The following is a 14295-nucleotide window of genomic DNA, read 5'->3' on the forward strand; positions in this document are numbered from 1 at the left end:
TTAAAAAATTGCACCGTTTTAATCTATATATCCGGTCATGTATATAAAATCCTTGCTTTTGTCAGCTGCCGTCTTATCATTCACGCTGTTATCCTGTAAACATCCCCTGCCAAATCATCAGTCCGAAACAACTGCAAATCATTATGATTTTCCGGTTGATTCCGTAGAAAGGGCTTTTTTAGACGGGAAACTGTTTTACAGCAGTTTTATCCGCCTGCATCCGAAAGATTATGCCTATATCTATATTGATGAAGAATACATCAATCAGCTCCATAACGAAACCACAAAACAGCTTTTTAATACTACCGAATACCTGACCGCAGAAAACAGGGAGGCATATTATCAAAAAATCATGAGTGCCATACCAAAAGAGGACCGCATCATTTTTGACAGGATCTGGGAATTAAAAGAAGTACGGGAACAAATATCCGGCGATGGCGGATTGCATACACTGGCAACCTGGATGACACAAAAACCTACAGCTGACGATCCGTTTTACTATATAGAAGTCCGGCGACTGTACCTGGAACGATTTGGAATCTGTACGGGTATCGGTTTTGTAAAGGTGCATTCCCAAAGCCATAAGATATTCGTTGCCAATCGCGATGGTGAATACCTGCCGCTAAAGGAATGGCGAAAAATCAAGGACGACTAAACCGGCAATCTATTCACAACCATCAGTCTTAAAAACACTTATAACCGGCATTCCGTTTAAAACAGGTTGAAACGCTCCGAAAACGCAATAAAATCACAAAAAATACACAATTCTTAAAAAATATAGAATAAAAATACATAGTGTATATTTTTATCATTTTAAAAATATTAATTGCAAAAAAAAACCTTTAATTTGCAATAAAACAAACAACACTATGCATCTTGATCCGTCTGTATTAGACCAATCGGCAATATACAAACTACTTACCGGCGCCGTGATTCCGCGCCCTATCGGCTGGATATCATCCGTGAATAATGAAGGCGTTTATAACCTGGCTCCTTTTTCTTTTTTCAATGCAGTTGGCGAAGATCCGCCGCATGTCATGTTTTCCACAGTGCGTCCCAACAACACCAATAAAGATACATTGAATAATGTACTGGAAACCAAACAATTTGTAGTCAATATGGTTACGGAAGAGCTGGTAGAAAAAATGAACATGACCTCGATGAATATTCCTTCCGACCAAAGTGAGTTTGAACTGGCCGGACTAACACCGCTCCCTTCCTTAAAAGTAAAAGCACCACGGGTAAAAGAATGCCAGATCACTATGGAGTGCGAACTGGTACACCACTATACACTGGAAAACCACAAGCATGGCGGCGCAACAATTGTTATTGGCAAAGTGGTCATGTTTCATGTTGCAGAAGATGTATTACTCGACAATTATAAAATTAATATGGAAACCTATAAGCCCGTAGCGCGTTTGGCCGGTTCCAATTATTCAAAATTAGGAGAGATATTCTCCATTAAAAGAGCATAAACAATGAAGATTTCAGTTATTGGCGGTGGTCCCGGCGGTTTATATTTTTCCATTTTAACCAAAAAGGCACAGCCCGATTGCCAGATAGACGTATACGAACGCAATAAAGCTGATGACAGCTTTGGCTTCGGAGTCGTTTTTTCAGATGAAACCCTGAGTGAATTCCTGACGAAAGATCCGGAATCCTATGAATTAATACGAAGCAAATTCGCTTACTGGGACGATCTCGATGTTGCCCGTGACGGTGAAGTTGTTCGCATTACCGGAAACGGATTTTGCGGCTGCTCCCGAAAAACACTTTTGGAACTATTACAGCAGCGCTGCCGCGAAGAAGGTGTTAACCTGCATTTTGAAACCAATATTGACGACCTGAGCCAACTGAGTGATAGCGACATCATTGTTGCTTCCGACGGTATCAACAGTGCGATCCGCGATCGGTTTGCTTCCGATTTCGGCACTAAAACCGAGTTAAAAAAGAATCGCTTTGTCTGGATGGGCTCTACAAGACCTCTGGACGCTTTTACATATTTTTTCAGAACAACACCATACGGAACTATTGTTGCCCATACCTATCAGTACCAGGAAGGTATGAGTACCTGGATTTTTGAATGTTCGGATGCCACCTGGCAAAAAGCCGGCTTTAGTGTAACTGATGAAAAAGATACGATACAAAAAATCGAATCCCTGTTTAAAGAAGAATTGCAGGGACACGGCCTGATCTCCAATCGTTCTCATTGGCGCCAGTTTCCGGCTATAACCAATGACAACTGGCACAAAGACAATATTGTTTTATTGGGTGATGCCAAAGCAACTGCCCACTACTCCATCGGTTCCGGAACCAAACTGGCTATGGAATGTGCCATTGCCCTGTCGGAAGCAGTAATCAGCAATCCCGGCAACGTAACGGCAGCTTTTCAGCAATATGAAAAAATGCGCAGAAACCGTGTTGAAATGATTCAATATGCTGCGAATGTTTCGCTGGACTGGTTTGAGCACATGGATCGCCATATCGAGCACGATTTTATGCAGTTTGCTTTTGGTGTGATGACGCGTTCCAAAAAAGTTACGTTTGAAAATATGGCATTGCGGGATACTACTTTTACACAAAAAGTACTTGCCGAATTTAACCATAAGAACAACAATACCGCCAATACACCTGCGGCATTTACACCTTTCCAACTACGGGAAATGGCATTAAAAAACCGGATTGTAATGAGCCCGATGGGACAATATTCGGCTGAAGACGGATTGGTTTCCGACTGGCATTTAATGCATTACGGTGCACGTGCTACCGGTGGTGTCGGCTTAATTTTAACCGAAATGACCGCCGTTTCCCAAACCGGACGCATTACTTTAGGTTGCGCCGGTATATATACTAAGGAACAAGTAGTTGCATGGAAAAAGGTAACAGATTTTATCCACCACAATACCGCTACTAAAATAGGGATTCAGCTCGGACATTCCGGGCGAAAAGGTGCCACAAAAAAACCGTGGGAAGGTGCTACCGAATCGATTGAAAAACCATGGGAACTGCTTTCTGCCTCACCCCTTGCTTTTAACGATAAAACAGCCGTTCCGAAAGAAATGACAGCACAGGATATGGAACAGGTTATTACTGAATTTGTCCAGGCTGCAAAAAATGCGGATGAAGCCGGGTTTGACATGATCGAACTACAGGCACATCACGGATTCCTGTTAGCTTCTTTCCTGTCGCCTTTAACCAATATCCGTCAGGACGAATTTGGCGGCAACATCGAAAACCGCCTGCGATTCCCGTTACAGGTTTTTGAAGCCATCCGTAAAGTATTCCCGGCTGCAAAACCAATGTCGGTTCGTATCTCTGCTTCCGACTGGGCTACAAACGGAATATCGGAAGACGATACAATCGCGATTGCTGAAGCCTTTAAAAATGCCGGAGCAGACATTATAAACGTTTCAACCGGAAATACTGTTTCCGGACAAAAACCACAGGTAGGCAGAATGTGGCAGACGCCTTTTTCGGACACGATCCGGAATACGGTTCACATCCCTACGATAACAACGGGTTATATCCAGGATATTGACCAGATCAACACCATATTGTTAAACGGCCGTGCCGATCTGGTAGCACTGGGAAGACCTTTGCTGATCGATCCTAATTTCGTGCGGAATGCACAGGCTTACGAACAGTATCAAACTGACGATATCCCCAAACAATATCAGGCGGGTATCTCGCATTTGTATCCGTTGAAAAGCGCCGAAAGAAAAGCTGCCGAAGGCATGAAAAAAGCGTTGAAACCGGAAAGCCATAAGAAGAATTCATAATTACGAATTATGAGTTACACCTGAATAAAGACACTATAAGCCATCTAAACAAAATTAAGGAAATGAGAAAAGATAACATTGTACAGTTAAAAAGCTATGCTTTTGCTGTTAGAATAATCAAAGTGTATCAATTCTTATGTAATGACAGGAAAGAATTTGTACTCAGCAAGCAATTGCTACTTCCGGCACCTCCATTGGTGCGAACATAGAAGAAGCAATCGGCGGGCAGTTGGGGAAAGATTTTTATGCCAAACGCTCTATTTCTTATAAAGAAGCCAGAGAAACACATTATTGAATCAGACTTTTAAAAGATACTGATTATTTAACCAAAGAATTATCGAAGAGTTTGCCGGATGATGTAGAAGAACTATTACGAATAATAGGCTCCATTCAAAAAACACTCCGTAATTCTTAATTCCTAATTTGTAATTAATAATGAAACATTATAGTGATAATTTCGCTCATAACAATCTGCCGGCAGACAAACACCAGCCGGACTATATTTTCAATCATACGGATTTTGAATTTCCGGAAGATCTGAATTGTGCCGAGCAATTACTGGACATTCACATTCAAGAAAACCGCGGCCATCATATTGCGATACGCACCTTTGAAACCACCTGGACGTTTCAGGAATTGTATGACAAGGCTAACCAGATTGCCAATGCACTTACTGACGACATGGATTTCGTTAGCGGCAACAGGGTTTTAATCCGTTCTGCCAACAATCCGATGTTTGTTGCCTGCTGGTTCGGCATCTTAAAAGCCGGCGGAATCGTAGTGGCCACTATGCCGCTTTTAAGAGAAAAAGAATTATCGGTAATGATCGAAAGTGCCGAAATCTCCCATGTGTTTTGCGATTACCGCCTGAAAGAGGAAATGGATCTGGTTCGTTCTCCCTTTTTAAAGAAAGTGGTACACTATGACGGTTCCGAAAAAACCAATTGTGAACTTGAAGACATGCTTCAGCACAAATCCAAAACATTTACCAATTATAAAACCAAATCCGATTCTGTTTCGCTGATCGGGTTTACTTCCGGTACAACCGGAAATCCTAAAATGACCGCACATTATCATCGCGATATTGTCCTGATTTGTGAAGCTTTCCCTAAATATTCCCTGCAACCCAAACCGGAAGATATTTTTACCGGAAGCCCGCCATTAGGCTTTACTTTCGGATTAGGCGGATTGGTATTATTTCCTTTTTATTATGGTGCTTCCACTTTTCTGATTGAAAAACCGTCACCGGAATTACTCCTGGAAGCCATTCAGAAACACAAAATAACGGTTTGCTTTACTGCTCCTACCGCATGGCGTGTTTTGGCAACAAAAGTTAAAGAATATGATATTTCTTCGCTTCGCAAGTGTATTTCTGCAGGAGAAACATTACCTTTAAAGGTCTGGGAAGATTGGTATGATGCCACCGGGTTAAAAATAATAGACGGAATCGGAGCTACCGAAATGCTGCATATTTTTATTTCGTCCAATGACGACAATATGAGAAAAGGCGCTACCGGTTTGCCTATTCACGGTTATGAAGCCAAAATAGTAGACAAAAAAGGAAACGATCTTGGGGTTAACGAACCGGGAAGATTAGCCGTTCGCGGAATTACCGGCTGTCGTTACCTGAACCGAACGGACAAACAAAAAGAATATGTACAAAACGGCTGGAACCTGACGGGTGACATCTTTAAAAAAGATGAAGACGGTTATTTCTGGTTTATCGCCCGCGGGGATGACATGATTATCTCTTCCGGCTATAATATCGCTGCCATTGAAGTAGAAAGCGTATTGCTCACTCATCCGGAAATTGCCGAATGTGCCGTTGTAGGATTACCGGATGACGAACGCGGTATGCTGGTTTGCTCGTATATTGTTCTGAAAGACAAATCCAAAGCGGGCAACGATTTTGGAAAATCGATTCAGAACTGGTTTAAAGATGTGGCTGCCCCGTATAAATATCCGAGAGAAATTCGTTTTTTAGATAGTCTTCCCAAAACGGAAACAGGAAAAATTCAACGATATAAACTAAAATAGTAACAGGATGAGAAAAGCATTTGTAGTTTTCAGTATAACCATTTTATCCATAACAGCGATTTTAATCTATGTAAATTGGAAATTCAGTTTTCTGCTATTAATATTCCTTCCGTTAATAGCGATGGGACTACATGACATGTACCAGTCCAAACAGAGTATCAAACGAAATTTCCCTTTACTGGGAAGAATGCGTTACCTGCTGGAATCGATCGGACCGGAAATGCGCCAGTATTTTATCGAAACCGACACGGCCGGAAAACCTTTTAACCGTTTGCAGCGCAGCCTGGTGTACCAGCGCAGTAAAAAAGAAACGGATTCCATGCCGTTCGGAACGCAGTTAAACGTTTACGAACCCGGCTACAAATGGATCAACCACAGTATTAAAGCCATTCCATTTTCGGAAGTGGATCCCGATCCGAAAATCAAGATCGGCTCCTCACAATGTGAAAAACCGTATATGGCCAGCTTATTCAACATCAGTGCGATGAGCTACGGTTCTTTGAGCAAAAATGCTATTCTGGCTTTAAATTCCGGTGCTAAGCAAGGTGGTTTTTACCACAATACCGGCGAAGGCGGACTTTCACCTTACCACCTTCAAAACGGCGGCGATATTGTCTGGAACATCGGAACCGGATATTTCAGCTGTCGCGATAAAGAAGGTAAATTCTCGTATGAAGAATTCTCCAAAAGAGCCGTTCTGGACAATGTGAAAATGATCGAGATCAAATTTTCACAGGGAGCCAAACCGGGACATGGCGGAATTTTACCGAAACAAAAGGTAACCGATGAAATTGCAGCCATTCGTCTGGTCGAAAAAGGGAACGATATTATTTCCCCGCCAAGACATTCCGCTTTTTCGACACCACTGGAATTGATAGACTTTATCAAAACCCTGCGCAAAGGCTCCGGAGGAAAACCGATCGGGATGAAAATCTGTATTGGTAACAAATCGGAATTCTTAGCCATTTGTAAAGCAATGGTACAAACCCGGACCTATTTTGACTTTATCACTGTCGATGGCGGCGAAGGCGGAACCGGGGCTGCACCTCAGGAATATTCCGATCATGTGGGTATGCCGTTACGGGAAGCTTTAGCCTTTGTATACGACTGTTTAAACGGTTTTGGTATTAAGGATGAGATCAAGATCATTGCCAGCGGAAAAGTAATTACCGGATTCGACATTATCAAATGCCTGTCGATTGGCGCTGACGTCTGCAATTCGGCACGCGGAATGATGTTTGCTTTGGGCTGTATTCAGGCATTGGAATGCCATGCCAATACCTGCCCGACCGGTGTTGCCACACAGGATCCCAAACTGGTAAAAGGACTGGTTCCGGAAGAAAAAAGCGTGCGTGTTGCCCGTTTTCAGCATGAAACCGTTAAAAGTGCCATGGAACTGATGGCTTCTGCCGGACTGGAACATCCGGACGATGTTGACCGGACTGTTATCAGTGCCCGCGTGAGCGGAACAAAAATAGAAACCTATTATGAAATGTATCCGGAAATCGAGCGTGGTTGTTTGTTAAACGAAACAACCGTTCCTAAAGAATTTGCCTTCTTTTGGAAAAAAGCCGTTGCGGAAAGTTTCTAAATTAATTATTACAATACCATGAACCAATATTTTATAAAAACTGAAAAAGTCCGCTTCCAGCATGTTGATTATGCCGGAATCGTATTTTATCCCCGCTTTCTGGAAATGCTGAACTGTCTGGTTGAAGACTGGTTTGAAGAAGCACTGGAACGTCCGTTTTCCAAAATGCACGAAACAAACGGCATCCCAACGGTAGATTTAAAAGTACAATTCAAAAAAGCGGCCCGTTTGGGAGAAACCCTGACCAAAAAACTATGGGTAAAACACCTGGGCGGTGCTTCCCTGTTGTGCGGATTTCAGTTTGAGGATGAAAAAGGAACAATATGTCTGGAAGGCGAAGTAACGCTTGTTAATGTTGCTTTTACCGAAAACCGGGACAATATCAAAGCCGAAGCTTTTTCTGAAGACATGAAACATAAAATTAATAAGTATTTGTTTGTAACGCTATAAGATCCGGTTGTCGTTCACATCCCAAATGGTATATCATACATCATATATCAAACATCCCAAATCATATATCATACCTCAAAAATCATATATCAAAAATTACAATGGATTTTTCAAAATTTAAAGCCGCCACCGTCCAGACAGCTCCGGTTTTTCTAAATGTGGAGAAAACGGTTGACAAGGCCATCGGTATAATTGCAGAAGCCGCCGCAAACGGCGCACAGCTCATCGCCTTTCCGGAGGTTTTTATTGCCGGTTATCCGTACTGGAACTGGATCATGACACCAGTTCAGGGAAGCAAATGGTATGAAGTATTATACCGCAATGCTGTAGCGGTGGATGATCCGGAAATGAAACGGATTTACCAGGCTGCCAAAACACATAACATCCATATTGTTATGGGTATTAACGAGCGCGGTACCAGCTATGGCGAAATTTACAACACCAATCTGATCATTGACAATCAGGGAAACTGCATTGGCAAACACCGGAAATTAGTCCCTACCTGGGCAGAAAAACTAACATGGACTTCCGGCGACGGTTCGTCCCTTAAAGTATATCCCACCGAAATTGGCCCTATCGGAACGCTGGCCTGTGGTGAAAACACCAATACGCTGGCACGGTTTACACTGCTGGCACAAGGCGAACTGATACACATTGCCAATTATATTTCCCTTCCGGTAGCACCACCGGATTACAATATGGCGGAAGCTATTAAAATCCGGGCAGCGGCACATTCTTTTGAAGGCAAACTGTTTACCATTGTTTCCTGCTCTACAATTTCACAGGAAATTATGGATGCACTAAAAGAAGATGTCCCGAATGTGGAAGAATTACTAACCCGAAAAAACTCGGCTTTCTCCGGGTTTATAGGACCAAACGGAGCCGTGATCGGCGAACCGCTGATTGATGAGGAAGGTATCGTATATGCCGATATTGATCTGGCAAAATGCATACAGCCCAAACAGATGCATGACATTTTAGGGCATTACAACCGATTCGATATTTTCGATTTGCGCGTAAACACGGCGCCAACCCGAAAAATAACTTTTATTAACAGTCACGAAGCATTTAATAAGGAATAATTATGAATGATCCATTTAATGATGATGTTATTGGCAGAGCCCGGGTAAAAGATACTCCGGAACTGGAAGCCTACTATAAAGAACTGGAAACATTAGGTGCCGGTGCCTTGTGGACCGTTGCCAACGATATTGAGCCCTGGGAACCGCGGACTTCTTCGGTTCCGATGCTATGGAAATATGAAAACTTACGCGAACTGGTGCTAAAATCATCCGAACTGGTTACGCCGGAACAAGCCGGCCGCCGTGTGGTTTATCTGGTAAATGACAAACGAAAAGACGTAAGTGCCGCCGTAGGCTGGCTATACACCGGTATTCAGGTTACCCGACCGGGCGAAAGTACTTCAGCCCACCGCCATAAGGCTTCTGCCCTGCGCTTTATCATGGAAGGTTCCGGCGGCTACACCGTAGTGGACGGGAATAAGATCATGCTGGAAGTTAATGACTTTGTGATCACTCCCAATTCCAGCTGGCACGAACACGGCGTTGAAGCCGATGGCAAAACCTGTATCTGGCAGGATGGTTTGGATATTCCGCTGGTCAATGCCCTGGAAGCTAATGATTATGCCGTTCACGAAGGCAAACAGCCTCTGGAAGCGCCTTTAAACCATTTGCCGTTAACTTATAGCGGCGCCGGGTTAATCCCTGCCGACAGGGTTTGGGATAAGCCGTACTCTCCATTGTTTAAATATTCCTGGAAAACTGTTTATCCTGCTTTATTGGAAGCGGCAAAAGTAAACGAAGGCTCTCCTTATGACGGCATCATCATGGATTACTCCAATCCGTTAACCGGCGGACCGGTTATGCAAACCATGGGTGCTTCGATGCAGTTACTGCGCGCCGGTGAACACACCAAAGCCCACAGACATACCGGTTCGTTCGTATACCAGTGTGCCAAAGGAAAAGGCTATTCCATCATTGGCGGAAAACGCTATGACTGGAAAGAGCGCGATATTTTCTGCGTACCGTCATGGGTATATCACGAGCATGTAAACCTTTCCGAAACAGAAGACGCCTGTCTTTTCTCGTTTAACGATTTACCGGTTATCAAATCGCTGGGATTGTATCAGGAACAGGCATATACGGAAAACAACGGCTTTCAAACCATTTAATTACACGAAGAATCAAAATACACAATGAAATTAGCTACTTACAGAATTAACCATGCTGCTCCGCGTTTAGGAGTTGTTCAGGACAATCACATGATCGATCTTGAAGATGTTGCCCGAATAAAAGAAGAAACGCTTCCGCTGACAATGCTGGATCTGATTGACCTCGGGCTGGATGAGGTTAAGCGAATACAAAGCCTGATTGACAGCCTGACAGAAGAACAAAAGAGCAATTGCTATTATCCGCTATCGAATGTAACGTTTCTGGCTCCTATCCCGAAACCCCGCAAAAATATTATCGGAATCGGATTAAACTATACCGAACACGTTGCCGAAAGTGCCAGAACACTGGACACATCCAAAGAATTGCCGCAACAGCCGGTAATTTTTTCAAAACCGCCAACAGCGGTTACCGGAACAGATACTGCTATCATTCACAATCCGAAACTAACACAGCAGCTGGACTGGGAAGTGGAACTGGCTGTTGTTATCGGTAAGGAAGGGAAATATGTAGCCAAAGAAAAAGCTTTGGATTATGTTTTCGGATATACGATAATCAACGACATCAGTGCCAGAGACTGCCGTCGTTCCGGGCAATGGATCGTTTCAAAAGGACAGGATACTTTTGCGCCGATGGGACCGGTTCTGGTTACCAAAGATGAAATCCCGGATCCGCATAACCTGAACCTTTCTTTAAAGCTGAATGGGGTTGAAAAACAAAATTCCAATACCCGGTTTATGTTGTTCAACATCAACGATCTGATTGAAGATCTGAGTACGGTATTTACCCTGGAACCGGGCGATATTATTGCTACCGGAACACCTGCCGGTGTGGGTGCCGGACGCAATCCGCAGGAATGGATGTGGGATGGCGACACGGTTGAAGCAACAGTTGAAGGAATTGGCACTATAACCAATACAATCAAAGAATTAAATAAAAATTAATATTCCGATTATACCCATGAAAAAATACAGAATCGGCCAGATCGTTCCCAGTTCCAACGTAACTATGGAAACCGAAATTCCGGCTGTTTTCCGTTCCCGTGAAACGATTTTACCGGAACGTTTTACCTTTCATTCCAGCCGTATGCGAATGAAAAAAGTGACCAAAGAAGAACTGGAAGCAATGGATGCCATGAGTTTGAAATGTGCTCAGGAATTATCCGATGCGCATGTCGATGTTATGGGCTATGCCTGTCTGGTAGCCATCATGAGTATGGGGCGCGGTTACCACTGCGTTTCGGAAGTGAACCTGCACCAGGAAACCATAAAAAATGACTTCCCTACTCCTATCGTTACCAGTGCCGGTGCGCTGATTAACGGTTTAAAGGTTTTGGGGGCTAAAAAAGTAGCGGTTATTACGCCTTATATGCGTCCGCTTACGGATTTGGTTGTTGATTATATCGAACATCAGGGATTTGAGGTTGTCGATTCGATTGCCCTGGAAATTCCGGATAATCTGGAAGTGGCTGCTCAGGATCCGATGAACCTGCTGGACATCTACAAAAGGCTGAACCTGGAAGGTGTTGATGTACTGGTAGCTTCTGCCTGTGTACAGATGCCGTCTTTGGAAGCGATTGACCTGATCCAGAAAGAAATCGGGATTCCGGTGACTTCTGCCGCCGTTTGTACGACCTATGAAATGATGAAAAAACTCGGACTGGAAGCAAAAGCGCCTATTGGCGGGGAATTGTTAAACGGAAAATATTAATCTTTTCCCTGTTTAAATTTTCTATTTTTGATATTAAAATCAATTTCTATGAAAAATATATTACGAAATAGCGCAAGCTTTGCTGCCCTGGCTTTATTATTAAGCTGTAATCAGACTAAAAAAGAAGAAAGTGCTTCGGAACCGGCCGCAGTTGAGCAGACAGCTCCTGCAGCAGAACCGGAAGCAGCTCCGCAGGTAACAGAAACGGTTTCCGGAAAAATTACCGCTATCCAGCCCGGTAAAGACGGTTATACCGCAACGTTGGAAACTGCTGATAAAAAAGTATTCTTTGCGACCATCAGCCATTCTAATTTAACCAAGCACGAACAATACAAAACAGTTGTTGTTGGTGATACAATTACCGTTAAAGGCGATCTGTGGCAAAGCGGTGAAGAATCACACATTACCGTTAGAGCGATTTTATAAAAAGATAAGGGGAAATTAGTTTAATTTCCCCTTACATTTTTTACAGAGTTTCATTTTTGCATTATCCACTGTTGCAATCTTTTCGACAGCATCGGTCATCACACAGTGCTTGTCTTCACAATGGGGCAAACCTAAATTATGCCCGAATTCATGGATAACGACCTTTTTAAATCTTGACAGCGTAATTTCAGTATCTTTATGTTGTATCCGGTAAGTCGATACGACCGAACTATTGCCGGGACAATATGCCAATCCCATAATCCCATAATCCCAAAATCACGATACCTCGATTCCGGTTTTCTAATATTTCCGTTTGTATCATATTTTGTTATGGATATATCACTGTTTGTTAATCCTAAAACATAGTCCAGCGTATCCAGATCTGCCCTTTTTTGAATCCTTATAATACTATCAGCCCTATATCTTGGTAATTTTACAGCTGTATAAGCTTCCTTATATAGTTTTCGCTCCGGTAAAACGACAATTTTCACATCATAAAAATTGGAAATAACTTTTGAAATTGTATCTACCTTATCCGGAGCCATTCCTTTGTATGGAACAATTCCTACCACCTTTTTTTGATGACAACCGATTAAAAATAAACTGAGAGTTAAAAACAATATGTAACGCATATAATTCTTTAAAATAAAACAAGTTTTAAACTTTCTTAAATCTGTTTAAACACTAATAAAACTATTTGTAAATTGTTGGTTTGTTGTCAGGTCTTCATGATTGAGCGTCACTTTTTGCTGCTGAATTATCGTTTGCGTAATACTGAGCGTTTTCAAGATATTGTCCCTGTTGATCACCAGTCCGTTTTCGCAGTCTTCATTTTCGGCATAATGATGAAACATCATCATCTCCGATTCGGTAATAACCGGATTTGATTTTACAAAACGGGCAAACCATTCAGCCCGTTGTTCCCTGACCGCTTTCGGATACAGGGTTGCGGAGGACCAGATATAGTTTTTTGCGGCATCCAGTTCCGTTTCACTTTTACTGACCTCGTTCCATTGCAGCTGGTATAATGTATCCGCTTCAAAGACAACCAATGTAAAAGATTCGATTTCGTTTAAATTGATGTTGCGCCAGCTTTGCAGTACTGATGCGGCGCTTATTAGTTCCAAAACGATCAGTCCCCTGCTCATTCTGTAGGCAGCTTTCCGGGCAAGCCTTTCCTCTGCTCCGTTTAAAAGCACAACAATACGGCCTTTTTCGCTCACTGCATACCAGGTTCCACCTGCTTTACTGTCTTTAGGATAAAAAACCTGCTGCCCGTTAACAAAATATTTTCGCGGCTCTAAAGCCGGTCTGGCAATCATTTCATCACGGTTTGAGGTAATGATGTATTTACCGTTGCTGTTTATAAAAGTTACTGTGCACATAATCTACTAAATTATAGAAATTTTCCCGAAAACAATCCGTTTACCGGTCTGTTATTTCCGGTAATTCCAATAGCCGTAAACTCACTTTTGACCAATAAAAAAAGCTTCGGAATTCCGAAGCTTTTACATCAAAAAACAATTATTGCTTTAAGCACCAATACAGGATCTTGGCAATATTTTTGGCATCGTCCACACCACGGTGATGGGTACCTTCCAGCGGAATATCCAGGATGCTTAAAGCGCCATTCATACCGGTAGGTTTTTGCAAACCTCTGGTTTCGGCAAAGAGTACTTTAACATTGATATGCTCCGCTCCCATAGGGTAATCCAGATTGAACCGGGCACATTGTTTCTTTAGCATGTTCAGGTCGTAGGCTCCATAACTCGCCCAGGTGTATTCTTTTGGATCATACTGTTCCGTAAGTTTTTCCAACGCTTCCGCAAACGGAATTCCTTTTTGTTCCAGCAAATCCTGGGTAATTGTTGTTAATTCCGTACAAAACGCACTTACAGCGGAATGTTGCGGCTTTATTAAAATCCCCTGATTCTTCGTTATTTCACTGGTATGACTATCCAGCACGCAAATCCCGATTTCAATAATTTCATTTTCCTGTCCGGCCGGAACCGGTCCCTGCCAGCATGTGGCTTCTAAATCTATAATGATAATTTTAGCTGTTGTTTTCATTTTTTATCTTTTTAAAAACTACGGATACCCTACCCGTAGTTTT

The 14295-nt window shown here is 42.7% G+C and carries 15 protein-coding genes and 1 pseudogene; 12 read left to right on the forward strand and 4 right to left on the reverse strand.

What is annotated here, in order from left to right; translation table 11 throughout:
• Nucleotides 1–58: 58 nt before the first annotated feature.
• From B3394_RS06355 to B3394_RS06410, 12 genes and pseudogenes are all read left to right on the forward strand, one after another.
• Complete coding sequence (locus B3394_RS06355; RefSeq protein WP_286914289.1) at nt 59–655, forward strand: hypothetical protein; 597 nt, start codon at nt 59–61, stop codon at nt 653–655.
• A 214-nt stretch (nt 656–869) separates the two neighbouring features.
• Nucleotides 870–1475 carry a flavin reductase family protein gene (locus tag B3394_RS06360; protein WP_286914294.1) on the forward strand — a complete coding sequence of 202 codons (606 nt, stop codon included), beginning with the start codon at nt 870–872 and terminating at the stop codon, nt 1473–1475.
• 3 nt (nt 1476–1478) lie between these two features.
• Nucleotides 1479–3779 carry a bifunctional salicylyl-CoA 5-hydroxylase/oxidoreductase gene (locus tag B3394_RS06365; RefSeq protein ID WP_286914300.1) on the forward strand — a complete coding sequence of 767 codons (2301 nt, stop codon included), beginning with the start codon at nt 1479–1481 and terminating at the stop codon, nt 3777–3779.
• Nucleotides 3780–3841: 62 nt separating this feature from the next.
• A pseudogene (locus tag B3394_RS06370) lies at nt 3842–4194 on the forward strand (four helix bundle protein).
• 20 nt (nt 4195–4214) lie between these two features.
• Nucleotides 4215–5816, forward strand: coding sequence for an AMP-binding protein (locus B3394_RS06375; RefSeq protein WP_286914305.1), 1602 nt, complete (start codon nt 4215–4217; stop codon nt 5814–5816).
• 7 nt (nt 5817–5823) lie between these two features.
• A complete protein-coding gene (locus tag B3394_RS06380) occupies nt 5824–7407 on the forward strand; it encodes an FMN-binding glutamate synthase family protein (protein ID WP_286914309.1) in 1584 nt (527 codons plus the stop codon).
• An 18-nt stretch (nt 7408–7425) separates the two neighbouring features.
• A complete protein-coding gene (locus B3394_RS06385; protein WP_286914315.1) occupies nt 7426–7857 on the forward strand; it encodes an acyl-CoA thioesterase in 432 nt (143 codons plus the stop codon).
• A gap of 101 nt (nt 7858–7958) precedes the next feature.
• Nucleotides 7959–8939: a carbon-nitrogen hydrolase family protein gene (locus tag B3394_RS06390; RefSeq protein ID WP_177734478.1), complete on the forward strand. Its 981-nt coding sequence runs from the start codon at nt 7959–7961 to the stop codon at nt 8937–8939.
• 2 nt (nt 8940–8941) lie between these two features.
• Nucleotides 8942–10048 (forward strand): cupin domain-containing protein, encoded by a 1107-nt coding sequence (locus B3394_RS06395; protein WP_177734479.1) that lies wholly within the window; start codon nt 8942–8944, stop codon nt 10046–10048.
• 24 nt (nt 10049–10072) lie between these two features.
• A complete protein-coding gene (locus B3394_RS06400) occupies nt 10073–10990 on the forward strand; it encodes a fumarylacetoacetate hydrolase family protein (protein ID WP_286914318.1) in 918 nt (305 codons plus the stop codon).
• 16 nt (nt 10991–11006) lie between these two features.
• Nucleotides 11007–11756: a maleate cis-trans isomerase family protein gene (locus tag B3394_RS06405; protein WP_273245739.1), complete on the forward strand. Its 750-nt coding sequence runs from the start codon at nt 11007–11009 to the stop codon at nt 11754–11756.
• 48 nt (nt 11757–11804) lie between these two features.
• Nucleotides 11805–12182, forward strand: a complete 378-nt coding sequence (locus tag B3394_RS06410; protein WP_286914322.1) for a hypothetical protein — start codon at nt 11805–11807, stop codon at nt 12180–12182.
• Nucleotides 12183–12197: 15 nt separating this feature from the next.
• Here the strand turns inward: B3394_RS06410 and B3394_RS18145 are convergent, their stop codons facing one another.
• The 4 genes from B3394_RS18145 to B3394_RS06425 all read right to left on the reverse strand — a co-directional run bounded on the left by B3394_RS18145 (nt 12198) and on the right by B3394_RS06425 (nt 14252).
• Entirely contained in the window at nt 12198–12389 is a 192-nt protein-coding gene (locus B3394_RS18145; RefSeq protein WP_414654263.1) for a matrixin family metalloprotease, read from the reverse strand.
• On the reverse strand, nt 12314–12814 hold the full coding sequence (locus B3394_RS06415; RefSeq protein ID WP_286914328.1) for a hypothetical protein: 501 nt from the start codon (nt 12812–12814) through the stop codon (nt 12314–12316). Before B3394_RS06415 ends, B3394_RS18145 begins: the two co-directional genes overlap by 76 nt.
• 45 nt (nt 12815–12859) lie before the next feature.
• Complete coding sequence (locus B3394_RS06420) at nt 12860–13567, reverse strand: NRDE family protein (protein WP_286914331.1); 708 nt, start codon at nt 13565–13567, stop codon at nt 12860–12862.
• Nucleotides 13568–13706: 139 nt separating this feature from the next.
• Nucleotides 13707–14252 carry a 3'-5' exonuclease gene (locus B3394_RS06425; RefSeq protein WP_177734484.1) on the reverse strand — a complete coding sequence of 182 codons (546 nt, stop codon included), beginning with the start codon at nt 14250–14252 and terminating at the stop codon, nt 13707–13709.
• Between the last annotated feature and the right edge of the window lie 43 nt (nt 14253–14295).

The organism is Flavobacterium sp. UBA4197, from assembly GCF_002379575.1.
In the GTDB taxonomy this organism is placed as follows: domain Bacteria; phylum Bacteroidota; class Bacteroidia; order Flavobacteriales; family Flavobacteriaceae; genus Flavobacterium; species Flavobacterium inviolabile.

Bases quoted from the DNA above. Each gene is read 5' to 3' on its own strand.
- B3394_RS06360 (WP_286914294.1), top strand. From the start codon at position 870: ATGCATCTTGATCCGTCTGTATTAGACCAATCGGCAATATACAAACTA.
- B3394_RS06365 (WP_286914300.1), top strand. From the start codon at position 1,479: ATGAAGATTTCAGTTATTGGCGGTGGTCCCGGCGGTTTATATTTTTCC.
- B3394_RS06375 (WP_286914305.1), top strand. From the start codon at position 4,215: ATGAAACATTATAGTGATAATTTCGCTCATAACAATCTGCCGGCAGAC.
- B3394_RS06380 (WP_286914309.1), top strand. From the start codon at position 5,824: ATGAGAAAAGCATTTGTAGTTTTCAGTATAACCATTTTATCCATAACA.
- B3394_RS06385 (WP_286914315.1), top strand. From the start codon at position 7,426: ATGAACCAATATTTTATAAAAACTGAAAAAGTCCGCTTCCAGCATGTT.
- B3394_RS06390 (WP_177734478.1), top strand. From the start codon at position 7,959: ATGGATTTTTCAAAATTTAAAGCCGCCACCGTCCAGACAGCTCCGGTT.
- B3394_RS06395 (WP_177734479.1), top strand. From the start codon at position 8,942: ATGAATGATCCATTTAATGATGATGTTATTGGCAGAGCCCGGGTAAAA.
- B3394_RS06400 (WP_286914318.1), top strand. From the start codon at position 10,073: ATGAAATTAGCTACTTACAGAATTAACCATGCTGCTCCGCGTTTAGGA.
- B3394_RS06405 (WP_273245739.1), top strand. From the start codon at position 11,007: ATGAAAAAATACAGAATCGGCCAGATCGTTCCCAGTTCCAACGTAACT.
- B3394_RS06410 (WP_286914322.1), top strand. From the start codon at position 11,805: ATGAAAAATATATTACGAAATAGCGCAAGCTTTGCTGCCCTGGCTTTA.
- B3394_RS06415 (WP_286914328.1), bottom strand. From the start codon at position 12,814: ATGCGTTACATATTGTTTTTAACTCTCAGTTTATTTTTAATCGGTTGT.
- B3394_RS06420 (WP_286914331.1), bottom strand. From the start codon at position 13,567: ATGTGCACAGTAACTTTTATAAACAGCAACGGTAAATACATCATTACC.
- B3394_RS06425 (WP_177734484.1), bottom strand. From the start codon at position 14,252: ATGAAAACAACAGCTAAAATTATCATTATAGATTTAGAAGCCACATGC.